The organism is Microbacterium testaceum StLB037 (genome assembly GCF_008763945.1).
Taxonomy (GTDB): Bacteria; Actinomycetota; Actinomycetes; order Actinomycetales; family Microbacteriaceae; genus Microbacterium; species Microbacterium testaceum_G.
The window spans coordinates 158406-181365 of the sequence record NZ_VTQH01000003.1 but is presented as its reverse complement, the minus strand read 5'-3'; the positions used below and the strand labels follow the sequence as shown (position 1 = coordinate 181365).

General features: G+C 67.6%; 21 protein-coding genes. 10 read left to right on the top strand and 11 right to left on the bottom strand.

The window, feature by feature from the left end; genetic code table 11:
- Positions 1-7: 7 nt before the first annotated feature.
- Both F9B98_RS13165 and F9B98_RS13160 read right to left on the bottom strand, forming a co-directional pair.
- Positions 8-1075, bottom strand: a complete 1068-nt coding sequence (locus F9B98_RS13165) for a Gfo/Idh/MocA family oxidoreductase (protein WP_150958202.1) — start codon at positions 1073-1075, stop codon at positions 8-10.
- Entirely contained in the window at positions 1072-1830 is a 759-nt protein-coding gene (locus F9B98_RS13160) for an enoyl-CoA hydratase-related protein (RefSeq protein WP_191966846.1), read from the bottom strand. Before F9B98_RS13160 ends, F9B98_RS13165 begins: the two co-directional genes overlap by 4 nt.
- Before the next feature lie 103 nt (positions 1831-1933).
- On the opposite strand from F9B98_RS13160, the gene F9B98_RS13155 reads away from it, so the two are divergent.
- The 8 genes from F9B98_RS13155 to F9B98_RS13120 all read left to right on the top strand — a co-directional run bounded on the left by F9B98_RS13155 (position 1934) and on the right by F9B98_RS13120 (position 11043).
- A complete protein-coding gene (locus F9B98_RS13155) occupies positions 1934-3082 on the top strand; it encodes a thiolase family protein (RefSeq protein ID WP_150958198.1) in 1149 nt (382 codons plus the stop codon).
- Positions 3083-3110: 28 nt separating this feature from the next.
- On the top strand, positions 3111-4013 hold the full coding sequence (locus tag F9B98_RS13150) for a TrmB family transcriptional regulator (RefSeq protein ID WP_150958196.1): 903 nt from the start codon (positions 3111-3113) through the stop codon (positions 4011-4013).
- A gap of 69 nt (positions 4014-4082) precedes the next feature.
- The gene (locus F9B98_RS13145) at positions 4083-5024 is read left to right on the top strand and encodes a sugar phosphate isomerase/epimerase family protein (protein ID WP_191966844.1); all 942 of its coding nucleotides are present in this window, start codon (positions 4083-4085) and stop codon (positions 5022-5024) included.
- A complete protein-coding gene (locus tag F9B98_RS13140; protein ID WP_150958192.1) occupies positions 5021-6001 on the top strand; it encodes a sugar phosphate isomerase/epimerase family protein in 981 nt (326 codons plus the stop codon). The genes F9B98_RS13145 and F9B98_RS13140 overlap by 4 nt, the downstream gene beginning before the upstream one ends.
- Positions 5998-6948 carry a sugar phosphate isomerase/epimerase family protein gene (locus F9B98_RS13135; RefSeq protein ID WP_150958190.1) on the top strand — a complete coding sequence of 317 codons (951 nt, stop codon included), beginning with the start codon at positions 5998-6000 and terminating at the stop codon, positions 6946-6948. Before F9B98_RS13140 ends, F9B98_RS13135 begins: the two co-directional genes overlap by 4 nt.
- A complete protein-coding gene (locus tag F9B98_RS13130; RefSeq protein WP_150958188.1) occupies positions 6945-7934 on the top strand; it encodes a sugar phosphate isomerase/epimerase family protein in 990 nt (329 codons plus the stop codon). Before F9B98_RS13135 ends, F9B98_RS13130 begins: the two co-directional genes overlap by 4 nt.
- Positions 7931-9526: a GMC oxidoreductase gene (locus F9B98_RS13125; protein WP_150958186.1), complete on the top strand. Its 1596-nt coding sequence runs from the start codon at positions 7931-7933 to the stop codon at positions 9524-9526. Before F9B98_RS13130 ends, F9B98_RS13125 begins: the two co-directional genes overlap by 4 nt.
- The gene (locus F9B98_RS13120; protein ID WP_150958184.1) at positions 9523-11043 is read left to right on the top strand and encodes a GMC oxidoreductase; all 1521 of its coding nucleotides are present in this window, start codon (positions 9523-9525) and stop codon (positions 11041-11043) included. The genes F9B98_RS13125 and F9B98_RS13120 overlap by 4 nt, the downstream gene beginning before the upstream one ends.
- A gap of 56 nt (positions 11044-11099) precedes the next feature.
- Here F9B98_RS13120 and F9B98_RS13115 read toward each other — a convergent pair whose 3' ends face one another.
- From F9B98_RS13115 to F9B98_RS13105, 3 genes are read right to left on the bottom strand one after another with little or no spacing between them, the layout of a single operon-like run.
- Positions 11100-12752 (bottom strand): (2,3-dihydroxybenzoyl)adenylate synthase, encoded by a 1653-nt coding sequence (locus tag F9B98_RS13115; RefSeq protein WP_150958182.1) that lies wholly within the window; start codon positions 12750-12752, stop codon positions 11100-11102.
- A 7-nt stretch (positions 12753-12759) separates the two neighbouring features.
- Entirely contained in the window at positions 12760-13521 is a 762-nt protein-coding gene (locus F9B98_RS13110; protein ID WP_150958180.1) for an SDR family NAD(P)-dependent oxidoreductase, read from the bottom strand.
- 40 nt (positions 13522-13561) lie between these two features.
- Positions 13562-14404 (bottom strand): amidohydrolase family protein, encoded by an 843-nt coding sequence (locus F9B98_RS13105; RefSeq protein WP_150958178.1) that lies wholly within the window; start codon positions 14402-14404, stop codon positions 13562-13564.
- 30 nt (positions 14405-14434) lie between these two features.
- On the opposite strand from F9B98_RS13105, the gene F9B98_RS13100 reads away from it, so the two are divergent.
- Positions 14435-15187: an enoyl-CoA hydratase-related protein gene (locus tag F9B98_RS13100; protein WP_150958176.1), complete on the top strand. Its 753-nt coding sequence runs from the start codon at positions 14435-14437 to the stop codon at positions 15185-15187.
- Between the two features lie 2 nt (positions 15188-15189).
- Here F9B98_RS13100 and F9B98_RS13095 read toward each other — a convergent pair whose 3' ends face one another.
- The 6 genes from F9B98_RS13095 to F9B98_RS13070 form a co-directional block, all read right to left on the bottom strand.
- A complete protein-coding gene (locus tag F9B98_RS13095; protein WP_150958174.1) occupies positions 15190-16443 on the bottom strand; it encodes an MFS transporter in 1254 nt (417 codons plus the stop codon).
- A gap of 61 nt (positions 16444-16504) precedes the next feature.
- Positions 16505-16891: a DUF6379 domain-containing protein gene (locus tag F9B98_RS13090; protein ID WP_150958171.1), complete on the bottom strand. Its 387-nt coding sequence runs from the start codon at positions 16889-16891 to the stop codon at positions 16505-16507.
- Positions 16891-17901 carry a sugar phosphate isomerase/epimerase family protein gene (locus tag F9B98_RS13085; RefSeq protein WP_150958169.1) on the bottom strand — a complete coding sequence of 337 codons (1011 nt, stop codon included), beginning with the start codon at positions 17899-17901 and terminating at the stop codon, positions 16891-16893. Before F9B98_RS13085 ends, F9B98_RS13090 begins: the two co-directional genes overlap by 1 nt.
- A 35-nt stretch (positions 17902-17936) precedes the next feature.
- A complete protein-coding gene (locus tag F9B98_RS13080; RefSeq protein WP_150958167.1) occupies positions 17937-18776 on the bottom strand; it encodes a carbohydrate ABC transporter permease in 840 nt (279 codons plus the stop codon).
- Positions 18776-19759 carry a carbohydrate ABC transporter permease gene (locus tag F9B98_RS13075; RefSeq protein WP_225310343.1) on the bottom strand — a complete coding sequence of 328 codons (984 nt, stop codon included), beginning with the start codon at positions 19757-19759 and terminating at the stop codon, positions 18776-18778. Before F9B98_RS13075 ends, F9B98_RS13080 begins: the two co-directional genes overlap by 1 nt.
- Positions 19760-19781: 22 nt before the next feature.
- A complete protein-coding gene (locus F9B98_RS13070) occupies positions 19782-20957 on the bottom strand; it encodes an extracellular solute-binding protein (protein WP_191966842.1) in 1176 nt (391 codons plus the stop codon).
- Between the two features lie 645 nt (positions 20958-21602).
- Between F9B98_RS13070 and F9B98_RS13060 the strand changes: the two genes are divergently transcribed.
- Positions 21603-22604, top strand: coding sequence for a hypothetical protein (locus tag F9B98_RS13060; protein ID WP_150958162.1), 1002 nt, complete (start codon positions 21603-21605; stop codon positions 22602-22604).
- The last annotated feature ends 356 nt before the right edge of the window (positions 22605-22960 follow it).

Sequence of the window (22960 nt, the reverse complement as noted above, 5' to 3'; positions counted from 1 at the left end):
CCTCTCGTCAGTGCTTTTCGTCCGGTGCGATGCGGATGACGCTTCTTTCTTCCGCGCTGCGCTGCGCCGCCTCGAGAACGACGAGGCCCGCGACGGCGTCCTCGACGGCCACGGGGGCTGCGGCATCCCCGTGCCGGAGCGCGACGACGCCGCGGTAGAAGGCGGCCCAGTCCCCCGGCGCGGTCGGGATTCGTTCGTCGGCTCCGTCGCCGGAGAGGATGCCGTGCGTGTCGACGTCCCTCCGCCCCCACCCCGCATCCCGCGGGGACCGGCCGGCGTTCAGCGCCTCCATCTGCGGGTCGTCGCCGTGGACGGTGAAGGCGGCGCGGCGTCCCTGCAGGACGAATCGCGGCAACCGGGCGGCCGAGACGGCGGAGAGGTGCAGATGCGTGACGACGCCCCCGCGGTGCTGCAGAGCGAGGAAGCCGTCGTCGTTGGCGGTGTCCGCACCCCGAACCGATCGCACTTCGGCGTAGACCTCGTCGACGGGCCCGAACAGGGCGAGCGCCTGGTCGACGAGGTGGGAACCGATGTCGCCGAGCTTGCCGTCGACCTGCCCGGGGCGAGGAGTGTCCCGCCACCACGCCCGCGCGGTCGGAGCCCACCGGGTGAGGCGTGACTCGAAGCGGAACGGTTCGCCCACACGGCCTTGGTGGCGCAGCGACCGCACGGTGAGGAAGTCTCCGTCCCACCGGCGATTGTGGAACGGGATCACTTGCCGTCCAGTCTTCGCGGCCAGCGAGGCGAGTCTTTCGGCCTCTGCCGCCGTCGCGGCGAGCGGTTTCTCCACGACCACGTCCGCACCCGCGTCCAGCGCCGCTTCGACGTACTCGCGGTGCGTGCCGTCGGGCGTCGCGACGACCGCGAGGTCGACGCCGTGCTCCCTCATCGCCTCGACCGAGTCGAGCGACGGGATGCCGGCATCCTTCGCGCGAGCCGCGGAGTGCGGGCTGCGGACCACGGCGGCGACCAGCTCGAGGCCGTCCACCGAACGGATCAGGGGCGTGTGGATGCTGCGCGCGCTCCCGCCGAACCCGACGAGGGCGACACGCGTGGCCGGAGAGGAGTGTGTCATGACCGACCTCGCGAGATGCGGTCCCACAGCTCCGCCGTGCGTCGCACGAAGTCGTCCTGCTGCGTCGACCACCGTTGCCGCTCGGTCTCGAGCTCGAGCATCTCGGCGTGGGAGAGCGTCTGCTCGGCGGCGCGGAGGGAGTCGATCATCCGTTCCACGAGCGGACGGTCCATCTCGGCGAGTCGGGCGGCGAGGTCGAACGCGGCCCGGGGGAGGTCCTCCGCCGGGTGGATCTCGGCGATCAGCCCCGCGGCGAGCGCGCCGTTGGCATCCAACGTCTCCCCGAACAGGGCCATGAGGGTGGCGCGCTGACGCCCGACGGCCCGCCCCAGCAGCCAGGTGTGACCACCGCCGGGGTGAAGCCGGAGGGCGGGGAAGCGGCTGTCGAAACGTGCGCGCGGAGAGGCGATCCGGACATCGCAGGCCAGGGCGAGGTTAAGCCCCGCACCGACCGCGGCTCCGTCGACGGCGGCGATGGTGGGAAGCGGGCTCCGCAGGACGCGGAGGAACCCGTCGTAGACGTGGGCGACCTCGCCGAAGGCTCCGTCGGCGGATGCCAGCAGCGTGTCGAGCACGGCACCGGCGCAGAACGCGCCTCCGGCTCCCGCGACGACGATGGCGCGCACCGACGCGTCCGCTTCGGCGGCGTCGAAGGCCGCCCCGATCGCGTCGACCATCTGCGCGTCCAGGGCGTTGCGACGGCCCGGACGGTTCAGCGTCACCGCCGCGACACCGCCGGAGACGTCGAGCGCCACGGGCGATTCCGTCTCATTCCTGTCCACGTCGCTGTGTCCTCCGCGTAGCAAACTACCGTAGTAAGTACTAGAATGGGACGACCATAACAGCTTTGGGGGATTCGTGACCACCGCCGTGATCGCAGACTCGACCCGGACGCCCATCGGGCGGGCCGGCAAGGGGTCGCTGCGCGATGTGCGCCCCGACGACCTCGCCGCGGGCGTCATTCGCGAGATCGTGGGCCGCTTGGGCGTCGACCCCCACCTCATCGAAGACGTCATCCTCGGGACCGCCTATCCGCAGGGCAAAGCCGGATCGAACATGGGGCGCCGCGTCGTCCCGCTCGCCGGATTGCCCCTCAGCGTGCCCGGAACGACGGTCAACCGATTCTGCGCGTCGAGCCTGCAAGCCATCCGCATGGCCGCGCACGCCGTGGTGGCGGGCGAGGCCGACGCCCTCATCGCCGCCGGCGTCGAATCGGTCAGTATGACCGGCCGCGGGACGGCCGCCGAAGATCAGCACCCCGCGCTCGTCATGCCCGGCGGCATCGCCGACATGTATATCTCGATGGGCGAGACCGCCGAGAACGTCGCCGATCGGTACGGCGTCACGCGCACCGACATGGATGCCTTCGCCCTCCGGTCCCACCGCCTGGCCATCGCCGCACAGGACGACGGCACGACCGCTCGCGAGATCACCCCCGTCCAGACCCCGGACGGCGAGGTCATCGACACCGACGACGGCCCTCGGCGGACGACCTCGGCCGAGATCCTCGCCTCCCTCGCTCCGGCCTTCCGCGTCGACGGGTCGGTCACCGCGGGGAACTCCTGCCCGCTCAACGACGGCGCCGCCGCCGTTCTCGTGACCAGCGAGGATCTCGCCCGCCGCGAGGGTCTCGGCATCCGCGCCCGGATCCTCGGCACGGCCGTGTCGGGCATCGCTCCCGAGATCATGGGGGTCGGGCCCATCGAAGCCGTCACGCGTCTCCTTAAACGCGCGGGCCGACGCATGGAAGACATCGACGCCGTCGAGTTCAACGAGGCCTTCGCCGCTCAGGTCCTGGCCACCGCCCGCGAGACGGGCATGGACATCGACCGACAGGTCAACCTCCGCGGGGGCTCGATCGCGCTGGGACACCCGTTCGGGATGAGCGGGGCCCGGCTGGTCACGACGCTGCTGACGACCCTGGAGACCATCGACGGATCCCTGGGCCTGGCTACGATGTGCGTCGGCGGTGGACAGGGGATGGCCCTGCTCGTCGAGCGGGTGTAAACCAAGACGAACGCGGAAGGACGATCACATGACTCCCATCGTCGGCGCCGACATGGCGCGGGACCAGTTGCGGGACGCGCTCGTGGAGCTGGGCTTCAGCCTCTACGAGGCCCGCTGCTACACGGGGCTGGTCGGCACGAACGGCCTCACCGGGTACGGCGTGTCGAAGGCCACGGGGGTGCCCCAGCCAAAGGTGTACGAGAACCTCCGGCGGCTCGTGCGCCGCGGCGCGGCCCAGGAGGTCGGCACCGACCCCGTCCTGTTCGTCGCGACTCCCCCGACCGAACTGCTCTCCCTTCTGGACGCGGAGTTCCGCGGCCGATACGGGGCGGCCAACGAGGCGGCGACGGTCATCGAGCGCGAGGGGCAGAGCGCGTCCGCCATCTCACTGACGGCCTTCACGTCGCGCGAGGCCGTGCTGCGCGCGGCGGAGGACATCCTGAGCCGCGCGGAACGCCGCGTGTACCTCTCCTGCTCCCCCGCCGAGCTCGACGAACTGCTTCCCGCCCTGCGCACCGCGGTAGGGCGCGGGGTCGACATCGTCCTGCTCGACTTCGGCCCCGAACGCGCCGACGAGGCGGGCATGCGGGTGTTCCGACACGCGAGCACCGAGCGCGCCCTCTTCCGCCACCACCAGGCGCGCCACCTCGCTCTCGTGGCCGATTCGAGCCAGGCGGTGAACGCCGTGGCCGTGGACGGGACCGCCTGGGAGGGCATTCAGACGAGCAACGCCTCGATCATCGCCGCCGTGAAGGGCATGATCCGCCACGACATCGACATCCAGCAGATCTACGCCGACTTCCGCACCGAGCTGATCCAGGCGTACGGCCCGGGCCTGCAGGCCCTCGAGTCGTACCGCGCGCCGGCATCGCTGGCATCCTCGGCCACAGAAGAGGCCGGAGCAGACTCCGCACCACGTCGACGCGCGTGACGCATTGACATGCCGCTGAGATACTTACTAGGGTAGGTATCACACCGTCACCGCTGACAGGAGATGCTTATGCCGTGGGATCGCTGGTCGTACATGGACCATTGGCTCACCCCCACACCGCAGGGTCTCCGGCATCCGTCCTTCAACAGGCGACACATGGATGCCTATGTCCGCCAGCTCGCAGCCCTCGGCTTCACCGGCTTCGACACGTTCGGCTTCACGCTCCCCCAGTACGCGACGCTCTACGGTTCCGTCCACGAGTTCGAGGCGTTCCTGCAGTCCGAGGGCTTCGTCGGGATCACCGGGGTCTTCGCCGCCTACCCGTACGCGACCGACTACCGGGCGCCGCACCGTCGCGAGACGCACGAACGCATCCTCGGCGACATCGAGGCGCTCGCGCGCATGGTGGAGGGCACGGCGGTCGAGAACGTCATCGTCATGCCGACGAACACCTACTTCCACGTCGAACCCGTGACACCGGACAAGACCCTCGCGACCGCGGAACTCTGGGACCGGGCAGGCGCCATGCTCCGCGAACGGGATCTTCGCCTCGCCTGCCACTTCGAGTTCTGGGGGGCCATCCGCACGGTCGACGAGCTCGACTTCTTCCTCGGCAACACCGCACCCGAGAACGTGGCCTTCTTCTGCGACACCGCTCAGCACACCATCGCGGGCGTCGACCCGATCGAGGTCTTCCGTCGCTACCGCGACCGGTGCGCGGGCTTCCACTTCAAAGACACCCGCGCCATCGACACCGCCGAGGCCTATAAGACACCCCCGGATGCCGAGCTCCTGGCGACGGGCGTCCCCCGCTGGTTCGTCGAGATGGGTCGCCCCGACGGCATCGTCGACTTCCCCGCGCTCATGGCCGAGATCACGGCATCCGGGTGGGAGGGCTGGCTGACCGTCGAGCACGACAAGGTCGAGATCGAGGGCGGGGACTACGCGGAAGCCACCGCCGTGGCCAAGTGGTACATCGACAACGTGCTGAACGAGGTGACCGGACGATGAGCGCTTCGCTGCGATGGGCCTACGCCCTCAACCAATGGAACTCTCCCCCCACCGCTTTCGTGCGCCCCGAGCTGCAGACGCGGGCGCTGAAGACGATCAGCGTCACGGGCCTGGACGCCGTGGAGCTGCAGGGCGGATCGGGGCGATGGAACAACCTCGGGCGACCCGAACACATTCTTCTCGGGCACGGGTCCATCGAAGGGTTCCGCGCTTTCCTCGCCGATTCCGGGATCCGTCGGGTCTCGAGCATGACGTGGGATCCGACCGCTCCGGCCGAGGAGGAGGGCGGAGCACTCCGCTCGACGTCGAACGCCTCCGATCACGCCGCCATCGTCGAGGCCGCCGTTCCCTTCGTGGAGTTCCTCGAGGCGATCGGCGCGGAGACGTTCGTCGTCCGGGCCTCGGAGTCCGCGTGGCGTCTGCCCGACGGCCCGAGCGTCGCGGACGTCGCCACGATCATGAACGCACTGGGGCGCCTGTGCGCCGACCGGGGGGTGCGGCTCGCGGTCGACATCGACTGCCTCTCCGCCTTCCGTCCCGCCCCGCTCCGGGAGGCCCTGCTGGCCGAGACCGATCCCGCGACAGTGGGTCTCGCCGTAGACACGGCCGAGTACACCGTCGCCGGACACGATCCGGTGGAGGTGCTCCTCGCGCACGGCGAGCGCATCGCCCACGTGCAGCTGAAGGACGCGCGGGCGGTCGACTCGACCGAGACGTACCGCCACCCCTTCGCCGAGAGCGCGCTGCTCCAGGGCGCGGCCGACCCTGGCATCGAGCGCTGGTTCTTCGAGCTGGGGACCCCCGGCGGACTCGTCGACGTGCCGGCGGTCCTCGAGGCCCTCCGCACGATCGGATACACCGGCACCGTGGTCGTGGAGAGCGACCAGTCGCCTACGCCGGCGACGACGGCGCTCCTGAACGCCTGGTACCTGCGCTCCCTCGGGAACGCCGATTTCCCCGGAGGACGAGGACGATGACCCTCAAGTGGAGCTACATGGACCACTGGCGGAGCGACTCGCCCAGCGGTCCGGTCGACCAGTGGAACACCATCGGCACCATGGACCGGTTCCTCAAGCAGGTCGCGGCGGTGGGATACCAGGCGATCGACTGCTTCGACCACCGGTACTTCACGATCATGGACATGTTCGGCTCGGTGGGGAACTACCAGGAGTTCGTGCAGGAGCGCGGACTCGAACGCATCGTCAACACGTTCCATGCCGCCAACTACGACCCGCGCGTGTACGCGCCGCACATCCGGGAGACGCATCCGACGATCCTCGAGGACTTCCGGGTCACGCTCGACCGGTGGTCGGACATCGCGCTCGACAACATCATCGTCATGCCCGCGGCCCTGTACTACGACATGGAGCCGGTGACCGAGGACAAAATCAAGATCACGGGCGAGCTGTGGAACAAGGTCGGCGAGATCACGAAGGCCGCCGGAGTGAACCTCACCTGCCACCACGAGTTCTTCTGCGGCATCCAGTCGCGCTGGGAGCTGGACACCTTCTACGCGAACACCGACCCCGAGTACGTGAACCTGTTCGTCGACACCGCTCAGCACTGCATCGCCACCGTCGACCCGGTGGAGTTCTACGACGCCTACGCCGACCGGGTGACCGGGTTCCACTTCAAGGACACCCGCCACCAGGACCTCATCGGTGACCATCGACGACGTCCGGATTCCGAACTGATGTCGGAGACCACGCCGAAGTGGTTCCACGAGATGGGAGACGAGGGCGGCCTCGTCGACTTCGAGGCGTTCATCCGCGCGGTCGTGCGCAACGGCTACGACGGCTGGCTCTCGGTCGAGCACGACAAGGCGAACAAGCTCGGCGGCAACCACGCCGAGAGCACGGCGATCGCGCGCTGGTACGCGAAGAACGTTCTCGAGAAGATCGCCGCCGAGGAGGGGGCCCGATGATCCGCTGGGCGCACGCGATCAACCACTTCAAGCCGAATTTCGACGACTTCGCGCGGCGCCGCGACCACCTGCGCGCGCTCCGCATCGTGTCGATCTCGGGCTTCACGGGGATCGAGCTCACCGCCGGCACCGGCCGGTGGGAACCACTCGGCAACCCCGAGCAGATGGCCGCCAACTTCGGGGATCTGGGCGGTTTCGCGGCCTTCGTCCGCGAGGCGGGGCTCGACGGCGTCAGCAGCTGGTTCTGGGACCCGATGACGCCCTACCGCGAAGACCTGCTCCCCGGTTCCGATCCCGCCGACGCGGCGAGCCGCCCGGTCCTGATCGAGCGCGCGCGATGGTTCGCGAGCGCACTGGCCGAGCTCGGCGGCGACGTCCTCGTCGCGCGCCCCGCTGTGTCGGCGTGGCAGCGGCCGGATCTCGATGACGACGACATCGCCGTCCTGGCCGAGACATGGAACGCCGTCGGCGACGCGATCGCCGAGTCCGGCATCCGCCTCGGGCTGCACTTCGACTTCCTCTCGGCGCTGCGGGTCAGAGACGGACTGGAGAAGCTGGTGGCGGCGACCGATCCCGGCCGCGTGGGCCTCGCGCTCGACACCGGCGAACTCACCATCGCCGGTGTCGATCCGCACGACTTCTTCCACCGGCACGCCGACCGCGTGGTTCTGGTGCACCTTAAGAACGTGGGAGCCGTCGACGACATCGGGGAGTACACGGTGCGCAACGCCGAGCATCACGTGCGTCGGGCCGGCGGCAGCCGTGCCGTGCCGAGGTGGTACGTCGAGCTCGATGCCCCCTCCCCCCGGGTCGACAGCCGCCGCTTCGTCGCCGATCTCGCCCGCCGGGGCTACGACGGCTGGGTCGTGGTCGAGAGCGAGCTCAGCCCGCACCCGCCCACGACGACGATGCTGAACGGCTGGCAGCTGCAGCACGTCCTCGCCCCGGCGGTCGCGGCAGAACCGAACGAAGAGGACCCGCGATGAACGGCCCCGAGGTCCACGTCGTCGTCGTCGGCAGCGGTCCCGTCGGCGCGACATACGCCAGAGCCCTCCTCGAGGGTTCTCCACGGGTGCGCGTGACGATGTTCGAACGCGGGCCGGTGCTCACGGAGCCGGTCGGCATGAACGTGCGGAACATCGCCGACCCCGCGGCCAAGCAGGAGGCCCGGCGGCGTGCGCAGGGACCGCAGTCCCGGGACGGCGCACCCGTGGGTCTCGGCATCCCCATCACCAAAGTGGTAGAGGGCACCTACACCGCGCGCGGCGGAACCCACCTCATCGACTTCGGCGGTGAGGGCAGTGGGCATGCGGCGGAGTTCCCCGCCGCCGCGGTGTCGACCGCGGTCGGCGGACAGGGAGCGCAGTGGACGTGCGCCACGCCCCGACCCGGCTTCTCGGAACTCATACCCTTCATCCCCGGCGACGAATGGGACGCCCTGATCCTCGAGGCCGAGGCGCTGCTGCACACCACGCACCGCGCATTCGACCGCTCCCCCATCGCCTCCGCCCTCCAGGAAGCGATCTCGGCGGAGGTCGACGACGAGCTCCCCGAGGGCTACGGCGTCGGACCCCTCCCGGTCGCCGGCGACCTCGACGCCGATGGCCGGATGCGATGGGCCGGCACCGATGTCGTGTTCGGGTCTCTGATGGACCCCTCCTCCCCCGAGGCCGCGCGCTTCACATTGCGGTCGGAGACCGCGGTGACCCGCGTCGTGGTCGATGAGGGGCACACCACCGGCGTCCTGATCACCCCGGCGAGCGGCGGCGAAGAAACTTTCGTCGCGGCCGACATCGTGGTCGTCGCCGCGGATGCCATCCGTACGCCCCAGCTCCTGTGGGCCTCGGGCATTCGTCCGCGGGCCCTCGGACGCTACCTCAGCGACCACCCCGGCATCTTCAGCGTCGTCGCCATCGACCCCGAGAAGCTGGGCGGTCGTCTGAGCCTCGAGCAGATCGAACGGGAACGACGTCTCTCCGAGAGCGCCCCCGACCCGGTGACCGCGGTCCTGAGACTGCCGTTCTCCGAGCCGGACAACCCTTATTCGTGCCAGGTGCTGTACATGCACGACTCGCCGCTGCCGATCCCCGATGACCACCCGCTCGCCCACAACCCCTGGGGCTACGCGAACGTCGGCTTCGGCATCCGGAAGTTCGCACGCTACGAGGACTGGATCGAGTTCGACGACACCGACCTCGACTGGGCCGGGATGCCGAACGTGACGATCCACTACGAGTTCACCGACCGCGAAGAGGCCGAACTCGAGGGCGCCCGTCGCCGTCAACGGCAGGTCGCCGGCGCCATCGGCTCGTTCATCCCCGGCGGCGAGCCCGCCCCGCTCCCCTACGGCGCGAGCCTGCATTACAAGGGGACGATGCGCATCGGCGAGACCGACGACGGCACCAGCGTGTGCGACCCCTGGAGTCGCGTCTGGAGCATCGACAACCTCTACCTCGGCGGCAACGGCACCATCCCCACGAACACCGTGGTGAACCCGACCCTCACCAGCGTCGCGATCGCGCTGCGCGGGGCCCGAGGCATCCTGAACTCGATCGCGCGAGAGGAAGAAGCGGAATGATCGAGGAGTTCGATCTCGTCGTCGTCGGAAGCGGACCGGCGGGCGCGGCCTTCGCGCGGGAGTACCTCGAGCACCGGGCCGATGCCCGTGTCCTCATGCTCGAGCGCGGGCCGCAGACGACGACCGTCCCCGGGGAATCGGTGCGGAACCTCTCCGCGGACCGTCGCGCGGAGGCGGAGCGGCGGTCTCAGGGCCCGAATGCCGACGGTCACCAAGCGGTCTCGAACGACCGGGAGAAGCGCCCGACCGCGCGCCCCGGCACGTTCCTCGTCGCCCCCGGCCGCACCGACGACCCGCAACAGGACATGCCGGGCGCGCTCGCCACCGCATCGGTGGGAGGCATGGGCCAGCACTGGACCTGCGCGTGTCCCACCCCGGGCGAGGCCGAGCTTCCCCCGCAGGTGCCGCGGGACGAGATCGAGGAGCTTCTCGCTCGCGGTCGCGTACTGCTGCACGTCACGCAGGAGGCGTTCGCCGACACCGCCGTGCGCGCTGCCGTCGAACGTGAGCTCGGCGCCGTGTTCGACGATGGGCGGCCATCCGATCGTCGCGTGCAGGCGATGCCCCTCGCCGCGTTCCCCACCGCGTCCGGACGCCCGCGATGGTCGGGAACGAATGTCGTGCTCGGACCGCTCGTCGATGAGGATGCTGCGCCGGCGGGGTTCGAACTGCGCGCGGAGACCGTCGTCCGTCGGGTCCTCCGCGCCGACGACGGGGCCGTCCGCGGAGTCGAGATCGAGGATCGCCGCACCGGCACCGTCCAGGAGGTCGCGGCACGACAGGTGGTCGTCGCCGCCGACTCCTTCGGAACCCCGCAGGTCCTCTGGGCATCCGGCATCCGCCCCCGGGCCCTCGGCCACTACCTCAACGACCAGCCCCAGATCATGTGCTCGGTCTATCTAAAACACGAGATCGCGCGCGCGGAGAAGGACGACGGCGGTCCCGCCGCCTCCGAACGTGAGGCGATGACCGGGGTGAGCTGGATCCCGTTCTGGGGCCCCGAGTACCCGTTCCACGGGCAAATCATGCAGCGCGATGCCGCCCCGATGGTCGTGGGCGACGTCGTCTCCGATGAGAAGCACCCCATTGTCGGCCTCGGCTGCTTCGCCACGAAGGACATCCGCTTCGAGGACCGGGTGGAGTTCTCCGACGACGAGGTGGACTTCTTCGGGATGCCGGCCCCCACCATCCACTACTCCCTCACCGACCGTGACCGGGCCACGATCGCCCGCGGAATCGAGATCGTCAGCGGGCTCGTCGAGCGCATGGGAACACCCGTCCCCGGTGGAGCGCCGCGCCTTGTCCCTGCCGGAAGCTCCATCCATTACCAGGGCAGCGTCCGTATGGGCGCGACGGACGACGGCACCAGCGTGTGCGATCCCTGGGGTCGGGTCTGGGGAGTGCCCGGGCTCTTCGTGGCCGGCAACGGGGTCATCCCCACACCGACGGCATCCAACCCGACTCTCCTGAGCGTCTCGCTCGCCGTCCGAGCAGCACGGGCCGCCGTCGGCGCCTGATCGACCGCACGAAGAAGGGGCCAGACGAGAAATCGTCCGGCCCCTTCTTCGTGCCCTCAGACCCGTTCGGCGGCGAGCTCCGCGACCAGGTCCTTCTTCGACACCTTGCCGATCGGCGACAGCGGCAGCTCGTCGTAGACGCGCAACGCCTCGGGGAGTTTGAAGGTGGCGAGGTCGAAGCCGCGCAGAAAGTCCACCAGTTCCTCGAGGTCGAGGGTCGCACCCTCGCGGAGCACCACGCACGCGCACGTGCGCTCACCGAGGACCGGATCGGGCATGGGCACCGCCGCGGCGAGCACGACGGCCGGGTGAGCCAGGATGAGGTTCTCGATCTCTTCCGCCGAGATCTTCTCTCCCCCGCGGTTGATGAGGTCCTTGCGGCGGCCGGCCACGACGTAGTTGCCGGAGGGATGCCGGTACATCAGGTCACCGCTCATGTAGAACCCGTCGGGCGAGAACGCCGTGGCGTTGTGCTCGGGCGCACGGAAGTAGCCGCGGAGGGTGTACGGCCCTCGCGCCCAGAACTCGCCCACCTCGCCGTCGGCGACATCGTTCCCGTCCTCGTCGACGAGCCGCACGTCGTCGTCGGCGCAGATCGGGCGACCGACCGTTTCCAGACGCACGTCGTCGGGGTCGTCCAGACGCACGAACATCAGCAGGCCTTCGGCCATGCCGAAGTTCTCCTGCACGGTGGCGTTCGAGAAGAGCGCCGATGCCCGCGTACGCGTCTCGGGTTGGAGACGCTGGCCGCCGCTCTGGATGACCCGCATCGACGACACGTCCCGGGGACGGGCCGCGAGCGCCTCCGTCAGCTTGATCAGCAGGGCCGGAACGACGTGGATGTGCGTGGCCCGGTCGGACTCCACGCGGTCCAGAATGCCGTCGCTCCATGTCGAGGCGACCAGGCTGACCGTCGCTCCCCGGAAGAGGAAACCCTGCATTCCCGGGCACGCGAGCGGAAGATTGTGCGAGATCGGGAGGACGTCCAATAACACGTCACCATCGCGGATGTCGCAGACGGACGCCGCGAGGTGGGAGTTGAAGGCGTAGTCATTGTGCGATCGCGGGATGAGCTTGGGGATCCCCGTCGTCCCGCCCGAAAGCTGGAACACCGCGGGGTCCTCCGGGTCGAGACCCTCGTGGAGCGCACGGACATCGGCCTCGGTGGCCACCGGCTCGCGCTCGATGAGCTCGGAGATCGAGATCGCGTCCACGTCCGATCCGCCCTCGTCCTGCTCGACGAAGAGAAGGCGGAGCGAGGGGTGCTCGGCGGCGATCCGCGCGTAGATCTCGCGGTGATCGGCATCCTTGCTCCTAGCGGGCGCCGCGAGACCGATGGCGCCCGACAGGCGAACGAATTGCTCCAGCTCCCGGTAACGATGGACGGGCAGGGCCATGATCGGCACCGCGCCGAGGTACTGCAGTCCCAGATAGAACGGGGGAAACGCAGCAGTGTTACGCAACTGCACGACGACCCGATCGAGCGGCCGGATGCCGAGGTCGTACAGGTTGCGCGCCACGCGCAGCGCCCGCTCCTTCAGCTCCGCGTAGGTCAACGTCACCTCGCCGTCGGTGATGGCCACGCGGTCGGCGAAGGCGCGGAACGCGTCTTCGTAGTGGTCGATGAGCAACCGATCCTCCCAGTACCCCGCCGCACGATAGCGCCGGGCGTCCTCGGCCGGGAAGCGGACCATGCCGTCGAGAGTCATGGATCTCCTAGGTGGTGGCGGTGAAGCCGCCGTCGATCACGACGATCTCACCGGTGACGAACGGGTGCAGGGTGACGAGAGCCTCGACGGATGCCGCGACGTCGTCGAGCGTCACGTTGCGGCGGAGCGGCGTCTGCTTGGCGCGCCGTTCCATGAGACGGTCGTAGTCGTCGCCCAGGGTGCGCTCCATCCACTCCCCCGCGATCCACCCTGGGGCGACGGCGTTGACCCGCACCTCCGGAGCCATGACCCGGGAGAGTGTCTTGGTCAGGCTCACCACGGCGGCCTTGCTCGCGGCGTAGACGAGAGGCTGGGCGCCGGGGCGAAGGCCCACGATGCTCGCGATGTTCACGATCGACCCGCGCGCCTGCCGGAGCGGGCCGGCCGCCGCGCGAGTGACCTGGACGAGGCCCCGCACGTTCACGCGCATGACGCGGTCCCAGTCGTCGAGATCGATCCCCTCGAGGTCGTCGGGGGGAGTCTCGGCCGTCGTTCCGGCGTTGTTGACCAGCGCCGCGAGGTTTCCGTCGGCGTCGACCGCCTCGGCGACCAGAGCGCGGACGGCGTCGTCGTCGCTGACGTCCGCCTGGACCGCGCGGTGCGACCCGCCCAGCTCGTGCAGCTCGGCGAGGGTCTGGTCGGCCCGGTCGCGGGAGCGCGAGTAGTTGATCGTCACGTCGTAACCCGCTGCGGCCAGCCGCAGAGCGCTGGCCCGTCCGATTCCGCTGGCCGAGCCCGTGACGAGCGCGTGAGGGCGAGCAGCATCCATGTTTCCTCCTTGAAGATGGGTGAGCGAGAAGACCCGAGGGTCAGATGCCGAGCACGCGCTCGGCGTTCTCGTGGAAGACCTTGTTCATGACCGTCTCCGAGTACCCGAGCTCGTCCCATTCTCGCAACAGGCGATCGAACGGGATGCTGGGGTGGTCGGACCCGAACATGATCTTGTCCTGCAACCGGGCGCGGATGTCGACCTTGAGTTGCGGCGAGAAGTACTTGGGCGCCCAGCCGGACAGCTCCCAGAAGACGTTGCCCTTGTGAAGAGCGACGGCCGTCATCTCGTCGACCCAGGGCCAGCCCGGGTGCGACGCGATGATGGTGAGATCGGGAAACTCGGCCGCGAGGCGGTCGATGGCGAGGGGGTGAGCGTTCTCGATGAGCGAGCCCAGGCCCCCGGGGAGACCCGCACCCATGCCGGTCGTTCCCACATCGACCATCGCCACGAGTCCGAGATCGCGCATGAGGGCGAACAGCGGTTTGAGCTCGTCCGAGTCGACGCGGTAGCGCCCCATGATCGGGTGGAAGTGCAGCCCCAGGATGCTGTCTTCGCGGACGGCGCGCTCCACCTCGCGCAGAGCCTCCTCGCCTTTGAACGGATCGACCGCGCCCCACGCGCCGACGAACACGTCGGGGTGACGGTCGCGCATGGCAGCGACCTCTTGATTCGTCATCGGCGGAGAACCGTGAATGCTCTCGATGTCGAAGGCGACGAGGACGGCGTGGAGCCCGGCCGCACGGGCGTCCGCGACGACGTCCGCCTCCGGACGGCCGTCCCAGGGCTTGTTCCAGTATTCCGCCAGCGCCTTTGCGAACGGTCCCTGCGAACGCACCCACGTGGGCGTTCCGGGGTAGAAGTGCAAGTCAAGTCTTCTCACGGGATTATCCTAACTACTACGGTAGGTAATATGCCACTCATTAGTTCCGACCCACCCGCTTCCCTGCGGATCGATGCGGGAATCGCTCACGTCGCCCTCGCTCGAGCCGAGAACCGCAACGCTCTCACCGTCGAAATGCTCACGTCGGTGAGCGCACAGCTCGACGCCGCGGTGCAGGCGGGCGCGCGAGCCGTCGTCCTGTCCGGGGAGGGCCCGGCGTTCTGCGCCGGTCTCGATCTGCGCGAGGAGGATCCCGACCGACTGCGCCGATCGATCGAGCTGCTGCTCGCCGTCATGAGGCAGATACTGACTCTTCCGGTTCCCGTGGTCGCGCGGCTCGACGGCCCCGCGCGGGCGGGAGGACTCGGCCTCGTCACCGCCGCTGACTTCGCGATCGCCCGTACCGACGTGGACTTCTCTTTCACCGAGGTGCGGCTGGGCCTCGCGCCCGCCGCCATCTCCGTGTGCGTGCTGCCCCGGCTGCGTTCGCGTGATGCGACGCGCCTGTTTCTGACGGCCGAGCGCATCGACGCGCAGCGGGCTGCGCAGATCGGACTCATCGACGAAGCGGTCGACGCGTCCGACATGGACTCCCGCGTGGATGCCACCCTCGCCGCCCTGCGAGTCGCGCATCCGCAGGGCATGGCCGCGACGAAGCCTCTTATCACCGCCGGCATCGTCCGCGAGATCGACGCGAACGGCGCCGACCTCGTTGCGACCTCGTTCACGCTGTTCACGTCGCCGGCGGCCCGTGAGGCGATCGCCGCCGCTCGCCGTCGATGAGGTCACGGCGCCACCTCCGATACCGCCGGGGCGGGTGCCGCCGCCGCTCCTGACGCGCGCAACGAGCGCAAACGCAGACCGACGCCGACCGCGCACAGGGCCGCGACGCCGCCGCCCACGGCAAGAGCGACACGCGGCCCCGCCGCCTCGACCACCGCGCCGAACGACAGGGCACCGAGCGGGGCACCGCCCATCCACGCGAGCATGTAGACGCCGATGACCCGGCCACGCATGCCGGGCGGGGTCCACGTCTGCACCAGCGCATTGACCGTGGCCATCGCTGCCATCAGAAAGAATCCGACGAGGGGCATCGAGATCGCGAACGCCTCCGCCGTCGGCATGACGGCGGCGAGCAGGAGCGCGACACCGAACCCGAGAGCGGCAGCGAGCAGCACGCGCGGACGCGGTGATCGGCGAGCCGCCGCGAACAGTGCACCGACGATCGACCCCGCCGCGATGCACGACGTCAGCAGGCCGAAGCCGGCCGCTCCGAGATCGAACTCCTTCGTCGCCGCCGTGATGATGAGAAGGGTGATGGAGTTGCCCACGAAGCCCACGACGAGGAACACCATCACGATCAGCGCGAGCACGCGACGATCGCGCAAGACGTATCGGATCCCACCCAGCCACCGCCCGGATCGCCCATCGTCGCGCTGCACCGGGTGGAACTCGTGCGCACGCATGAGACCGAGACCGGCGAGCATCGCCACGAAGGTCACCGCGTTGGCGATGAAGATCCAGCCCGGACCCACCACACCGATCAGAAGACCAGCGATGGCCGGGCCGACGAGGCGGGCGAGATTGAACGTCGCACCGCCGAGCGCGATCGCGTTGGGGAGCACCCCGGGATGGACCAACTCGTTGCCGAAGGTGTTGCGCGCCGGAGAGTCGAAGGCCTGAACCGCGCCGGTGACGGCGGCGAGGACGCACACGTGCCAGTACTCGGCGACGCCGCCGAGGAGAAGGCATCCGAGCGTGACGGCGAGCAGTCCCATCGCGATCTGCGTCCCGATGAGGAGTCGCCTCCGGGGAATCCGGTCGGACACGTATCCCGAGATCGGCAGCAGGATCAGCTGGGGAGCCGTCTGCAACGCGATCACGACCGACAGTGCTCCGGCATCCTGATCGGTGAGCACCGTCAGAACCGTCCAGTCCTGCGCGGTCATCTGCATCCACGTGCCGATGCCGGAGATGAACAGTCCGGCGATCCACAGCCGGTAGTTCCGGTGCGCGAGCGCGCGGAACATCACTCTCATGCCCCCGTCCCCCTGACCGCTCCCGGGTCCGGAGGTCGAGGCCCGGACCGGGAGCGGCAGCTCATGCCAGCGCCAGTCGCCGCGAGACCCGGTTCACACTGGGCACGGCGAGGTACGAGATGCGCAGACTCTGCTCGAAGGCGATCTCATGTTCCCCCGGCGCCAACCCCCCGTGCTGCTCAACGAAGAGAATGACGGTTTCGGAGAATCCCCAGCGATCGTCGAGGACGTCCTCGATCTCGGTGAGGCGGTAGTCGGCGCCGTGGAGCTGTAGGCGGATGCTCTCCGGCGGGACCGGCGAACCGTCGACGGCGAGCGAGAGCTCGATCATCGATAGGCCCAGCCCTCGGTAGTAGCCGATCCGGGCGCCGATCTTCCAGCCGACGACCTGGCCGTCGACCTCGACATTGGCGAAGGTGTCGTCCTCCAGCAGGTATCTGTCGAACATCAGCGGCTCCCTCCGGTGGTGGTTTCCTCGCCGAGCAGACGTGCGAGCATGCGCTGCTGGTGGGCGACTTCCTGCACGCTGTCGACCGGCCGTACATCCTGGATGTGGCGATTGCCCTCGTACTCGCTCGACAGGTATCCGTCGTATCCGCCGGCGATGAGCACCGGCACGATCTCGTCGTAAGGGATGGAGTACTCGCGCTCGTCCCCGACCATCTCGTAGAACTTCGCATGGATGTGGACGATGTAGGGCACGTGCGGGGCCATGGTCTCGGGCGCCACGTAGTTGTAGCCGACGACGTTGTTCGCGAACGCCACGTCGATCGCCGTGCCCCCGCGCCACGCGAGCTCGCGGGTCAGAGTCTCCATGTCATCCGGGTGGTCGTTGTACACCTTCACCGCGTGGTCGACGAGGTCGGGGCGAGCGCCATCGCGCTTGAAGCGTTCGGCGACCACCCGCGGGAACTCCCGAACGAAGATGCCCATGTCGGGCACGATGCCGAGGTAGTGACTGTCGACGCGATGCACGATGTCGAGGAACTGCTGGATCCACCGGTGGTCGAAGCGCATCGGCGCGTGAATCTCGACTCCGAGCCGGACGTCGTACTCCTCGGCGTAGGGTGCCGCCGCCTCGAACACCTCGGGCGGGGTGTTCACGATGACGCGCATCGAGGTGCAGCCGAGCTTGTTGGCCAGCTTGATGTCGCGGACGATCGATTCCACGCCTTCCTCGAACGTCATGACCCGGTCTTTCCGACGCTTCAAGTCGATGAACATGTCGTACGCGGTGGGCGTCGTGCCGTACTTCGCGTGCAGCTCGTGCCACCCAGCGATCTCGGCGTCGGTGAGGTTCGGGAAGCTGTCGAACGACTGCTCCGGAATCACCTCGATCCCGCGGGCCCCCATCTCGGCGCACACGCGGACCGCGTCGTCGAGGGTCAGCTTTCGCAGGAAGACCTCTTCCTGAAAGCTGTAGAGGCTCACGCCCCGCTTGATGTCGTGGACCGCCATGCGGTCTCCTTTCGTGAGAGGTGCCGGAGCGGCGTTCAGCCCTTCATGCCCCCGGCAAAGCCCTGGATGAACTTTTTCTGGGCGAAGAGATAGAAGGTGAGAATCGGAATCATCGAGAGGATCACGACGGCGAAGATGACGTTCCACTGCGTCGCGTTCTCGCCGACGAAGCTGTACATCATGACCGGCAGAGTGGTTGCCTTCGAGCCGCTCAAGAAGATGAGCGGAGTGAAGAAGTCGTTCCAGACAATGAGCCCGGTCATGATGGCCACCGTGCCCGTCGCGGGTGCGAGGAGAGGGAAGACGATGTTCACGAAGATGCGGAACTTGCTCGCCCCGTCTATGGACGCTGCTTCCTCATAGTCAGCAGGGACCACGCGGGCGAATCCCGTGTAGAGGAAGACGGCGAGGGGCATGAGCAGTCCGGTATAGAGAAGGATCATGCCGACGTGGGAGCCCAACAGACCGATCGAGCGCAGGGCCACGTAGGTCGGCAACATCGCGAGTTGGAAGGGCAGGATGATGCCCACGACGAAACCGATGTAGGCCGCATTGCCCAAGCGACCGGGACGCCGCGCGATCGTGTAGGCGGCGATAGAACCGATGAGGATGAGGAGGATGACGCTTCCGGCCGTGATGACGGTGCTATTGAGCATTGCCACGAGCACATTACGGTTGCCGGAACCGGAGACGGCCTGGACGAATCCGCTCGCGTCAAAAACCATCGGAGGTGCGACAGCCGACGACGAGGCGGCCTCCAGGGGGCTTTTGAAGGCTGTCACGAGCAGGATCCAGAACGGGATCAGGACGGCGATGCCGATCAGGACGAGGATGATCTCGCGGATCAGCGTGGACAGACGGTACTTGGTCAGCATCAGCGAGCCTCTCCCCGGCCTCGGACGAGCGCGAGCTGTACGAGTGAGATCACCAGAATCAGAACGGTCAGGACAAGGGACAGGGCGGCTCCATAGCCGAACTGCCCATAAGCGAAGGTCTGCTTGTAGACCTGAGTGGCGAGCGTCTCCGTCGCGTTGAAAGGTCCTCCGCCTGTGAGCGCCATCACCTGATCGAAAACGCGCAGCCCCTGGATGACCATGAGCGTCGACGCGATCACGACCGACGGACGGATGCTGGGGAGGGTGACGTACCGGAAGCGCTGCCACACACTCGCCCCGTCGATGAGCGACGCTTCCTCGATCTCCTGGGGGACGCCCGCCAGACCTGCCAGATAGATGACCATGACCATTCCGGTGCTCTGCCAGACCATTACGACGAGGATGGTCCACACGGCCGCCTGGGGATCCGCCAGCCACGTGCGCTGGAGGGATTCCAAGCCTAGATTTCCGAGGAAGCCATTCAGCGCCCCGTCGGGCTGATAGATGAAGCGCCATATGTAGCTGACGGCGAGAGGACTCAGCACCGTCGGCATGAAGATGACGACCCGCAACACATACCGGAGCTTCACGCCGCGATTCAGTCCGAGCGCAAGCAGCAGTCCGAATATGTTCGTCCCGACGACGAACCCGAAGGCCAGCAGAAGCGTGTTCCACACCGACCTCTGCCCGAGTTCTCCGGAGAAGATCTGGATGAAGTTCTCCAGGCCGACCCAGTTCCAGGCGCCGATCCCCCTCCAGTCGGTGAAGGCGTAGAGCCCACCGACGGCGACGGCCAGGTAGTGGACGACGAACGCGACGACCAGGGCGGGTATCGCCCACCACCACGACGCGAAGAGCGCGCGGCGCACGCGTCGCGGCCGAGGTGGTTCGTCCACCTCGGTGGGAACGGGCGTTGGCACAGGGGCAACAGTGACCATGACCTTCTCTTCCGGTTTGGGGGTGCCGACGAGATCGACGATCAACGCCGGCACCCTCCGTCTCACGTCAGCTCGCGGCGTCCCAGGCGGCGTCCATAGACGCAAGGACGTCATCGATCGTCGTCTGCCCGGTCAGCAGACCCTGAACACCCGTGCCGAGCGTGTTGTACACCTCGGGCGACGGCCAGCCCAGGTTGGCGAGCGGCTGGTAGTTGTTCTGCTCGAAGTAGGTCGCAATGGACGAGTACTGCTCGGGCAACGCAGACCCGGCGCCAGCGCGAATGCTGAGGTTTCCGCTCGTCTCGGCCAGCGCATCGGCGTTTTCCGGTTCCGCGAGCCAAGCGAGGAACCCCTTGGCGGCAGCTTTCTCGTTCGCCCCCGATTTCGCATTGATGCCCAGCATGTTGCTCGGGGAAGCGAACATGTACTCCTCGCCGGCGTCCCCGGGGAACGCCGTCGAGATGAAAGAGGCGTCCGGATTGATCCGTCGCATGTCGCCCACGGCGCCGCCGGGCGCGAATGCACCGATCGCGTTGCCGGCCGCCACATTCGGCACGTTGTCGGCGATAACACCCGCCTCCACACCGTTCTGGAAGCACCCGGCGTCTCGGAGGTCGAGGATCAGTTGGAGCGACTCCTTCCACCCCGCGGTGTCAGCGAAGGTCACCTCTCCGTTCGTACGCTTGGCGTTCCAATCCGGCTCGTCTGCGAAGACACGTGTGGCGGCGAACTGCAGAGTTGTCAAACCGTTGTTCGGAACCGTCGACCCGGCGAGCCGCAGCAGCGTCTTACCGCCAGCCTGCGCTGTCTTGCAGGCCGCTTTCACCTCCGCCACCGTTCGGAAGGGGGGCTTGATGCCCAATTCTTCCGCCGCCGTAATGTTGTAGTTGTTGGTAATGGGCACGAAGTCAACAGGCTGCGTCCAGAGCTGGTCGTTCCACTCGCTGAGGTAACGCGTTTGATCGTTGTAGAGCTCCGCGGCACTGGTGTCGGTGAGCGGCTCAAGATATCCCGCTTCCGCTAGGGGAAGTGCCGAGTGCGGGTTGCCGTTACCGCCAGTGACATAGAAGACGTCCGAGGCGTTGCCGCCCTGCAGCTGCGTGCGCAGCACCTCTCCGTACTGCTCATTAGGCACCTCCTCCACGTCGAAGGTGACATTGGGGTTTTCTTCGGAGTACTTATCCGCCATCACGGCAATCGGCGCCCGTACCGCACCAGCTTCGACGGACAGGCGCAGAGTCACTGGAGCGTTCGGATCTGCCTCTCCCCCGCCGTTCGACGCGCATGACGCGAGGGAGAGGACGGAGGCACCGAGCAGCGCCAGCGGCACGACGACAGAGCGCCGAGATACGAGGTGATTCTTGGGCATCATTGACCTTTCATCGGGTTGTGCTGTGGGTGTGAAGTAGTACGGAAAGCCGATCAACCCCGCTTAAGGGAGTCGATGGACGAGGCGACATTGACAAGCCGTTCGGCCGCGAACTCGACAGGGAGAGGGCTGCCGTCAGCCTGAAGCGGGCCGGGAATGCGCAGACTCATCCGCGCGCGAACAACTGCGGGAGTTCCCACTTGCAGCCAGGGAGCGGGCGCAAATACGAGCTGCGCCCATCTCTGAATCGACCAGTAGTCACCCCTGAGGCTTAAACGAGACGCGTCGCGTCCATCAATCTGGTGAACCGGACCGAGGTCACGCCCATCCACTTCGATAGCCAACGCCGCGACACCCGCCCACGGAATCGCTCGATACCAAGGCAGGCCGATCGTGACCCGGACGGAGGCGTCATCTATTGACACCGCGTCCCTATGCAGCAGCTTCGTCGCCATCGTCACGGTGAAACAGTAAGAGTATTACCTACCCAAGTCAAGAGCATGTGCCTATGCTGCCAGCATGCGAATTTCCGACGCTGGCACCTCACCCGACATGACGTGGGCGGTCACGATGTTCTCTTTCACTAACGAACTGCAGGAGCGCGAGCGAACCGCCGATGAGCTCCTCCGAGGCGTGGCCGAGGCCGCGGTTGCTGACGCCGTTGAGATCGATGCCGCACAGCATTTCGACTCTTTCCCCGCTTTCGCGCGCACCGAGATCGACGCGTTCCGGCGCAGCATCGACGCTACCGGCCTGACGCCGACGATGATGGGTGTCTACCTCGATCAGCGCATCGACGCGCGGGGCCCGCGCTCCATGACCGACGACCTCGAGATACTTGCCCGGCAAGCCCATGCAGCATCGGCCATGGGATTCTTTGGTATCCGGATTGGGCTCGGAAGCGTCGACGCAGACCTCCGCAAGCGAATTCTGCCTGACCTCGAGAAATGGGGGGTGAAGCTCTTGTTCGAGGTTCAAGCCGGCGCTCGACCTGACTCCCCCGCAATCGACGAAATCCGTCGACAGCGGGACGAGCTTGATACCGATCACTTGGGGTTCGTCTTTGACACCAGCCTCGTCATGCCCGACTTCCCCCCAACCTGGCGAGACGCTCTCCTCGCCGACGGAGTTCCTGACACACTCATCGCCGAGGTTGAGGGCCTCTGGCGGAGCCGCGCTAGTGACGGATGGCATCGGACGCAGGCCGCGATCAGAAAAATCGGCCTCCCCCCGGCAGCGGTCCGGCGCCTAGAGATGCCGTTTCGCCGATTCGGGTGCTCGGCCATGACCGACTGGGAAGATTTCCTCGACGACGTCACGGCAGTACACATGAAGTACTGGGATCTCGACGAACGTGGAGGTGCAGTCGATCAGACCCGAGATGTCAAGGACGCCCTTCGGCGACACGGATATAGCGGCTCTGTCTGCAGCGAGTGGGGCGGGCATGATTGGCTGGATTCTCAATCGCACTCCGCTGTCGAAATGACCCGGCGTCATCGCAAAATCTTCGACCAGGCGTGAGGTAGCTGTCTCCTGTCTCAATGTTGCGCCGCACATCGGCGAACCAGCTCGGAGTGACCGGCTCGTCGGGGCGTCTTGCGCGTCGCCAGTTCGCCACGACGCAGGCGACTGAGGTGACCAAATTGAGCCCTGTGGGTGAATCTCTTCCAGTCCGCATCGTTGGGGGCTTGCGTGTCCGAAGCTTCAATCATGCTCGCGAAGTGCTGCTCAAGTGGCTGCTGAGTCAGTCGGACGAGATGGCATCGGTGGCGGGCTCTATGAACGGAGCTAGCCGGACGTTCTTCACGTCGGCCGCACGCTCCAGAAGCACCATGCCCCACACCATCGCTCCCAGACGTCGTCGTGCCGAACGTCAC

Bases quoted from the DNA above. Each gene is read 5' to 3' on its own strand.
- F9B98_RS13165 (WP_150958202.1), bottom strand. From the start codon at position 1,075: ATGACACACTCCTCTCCGGCCACGCGTGTCGCCCTCGTCGGGTTCGGC.
- F9B98_RS13150 (WP_150958196.1), top strand. From the start codon at position 3,111: ATGACTCCCATCGTCGGCGCCGACATGGCGCGGGACCAGTTGCGGGAC.
- F9B98_RS13145 (WP_191966844.1), top strand. From the start codon at position 4,083: ATGCCGTGGGATCGCTGGTCGTACATGGACCATTGGCTCACCCCCACA.
- F9B98_RS13140 (WP_150958192.1), top strand. From the start codon at position 5,021: ATGAGCGCTTCGCTGCGATGGGCCTACGCCCTCAACCAATGGAACTCT.
- F9B98_RS13135 (WP_150958190.1), top strand. From the start codon at position 5,998: ATGACCCTCAAGTGGAGCTACATGGACCACTGGCGGAGCGACTCGCCC.
- F9B98_RS13130 (WP_150958188.1), top strand. From the start codon at position 6,945: ATGATCCGCTGGGCGCACGCGATCAACCACTTCAAGCCGAATTTCGAC.
- F9B98_RS13125 (WP_150958186.1), top strand. From the start codon at position 7,931: ATGAACGGCCCCGAGGTCCACGTCGTCGTCGTCGGCAGCGGTCCCGTC.
- F9B98_RS13120 (WP_150958184.1), top strand. From the start codon at position 9,523: ATGATCGAGGAGTTCGATCTCGTCGTCGTCGGAAGCGGACCGGCGGGC.
- F9B98_RS13115 (WP_150958182.1), bottom strand. From the start codon at position 12,752: ATGACTCTCGACGGCATGGTCCGCTTCCCGGCCGAGGACGCCCGGCGC.
- F9B98_RS13110 (WP_150958180.1), bottom strand. From the start codon at position 13,521: ATGGATGCTGCTCGCCCTCACGCGCTCGTCACGGGCTCGGCCAGCGGA.
- F9B98_RS13100 (WP_150958176.1), top strand. From the start codon at position 14,435: ATGCCACTCATTAGTTCCGACCCACCCGCTTCCCTGCGGATCGATGCG.
- F9B98_RS13095 (WP_150958174.1), bottom strand. From the start codon at position 16,443: ATGAGAGTGATGTTCCGCGCGCTCGCGCACCGGAACTACCGGCTGTGG.
- F9B98_RS13090 (WP_150958171.1), bottom strand. From the start codon at position 16,891: ATGTTCGACAGATACCTGCTGGAGGACGACACCTTCGCCAATGTCGAG.
- F9B98_RS13085 (WP_150958169.1), bottom strand. From the start codon at position 17,901: ATGGCGGTCCACGACATCAAGCGGGGCGTGAGCCTCTACAGCTTTCAG.
- F9B98_RS13080 (WP_150958167.1), bottom strand. From the start codon at position 18,776: ATGCTGACCAAGTACCGTCTGTCCACGCTGATCCGCGAGATCATCCTC.
- F9B98_RS13060 (WP_150958162.1), top strand. From the start codon at position 21,603: ATGCGAATTTCCGACGCTGGCACCTCACCCGACATGACGTGGGCGGTC.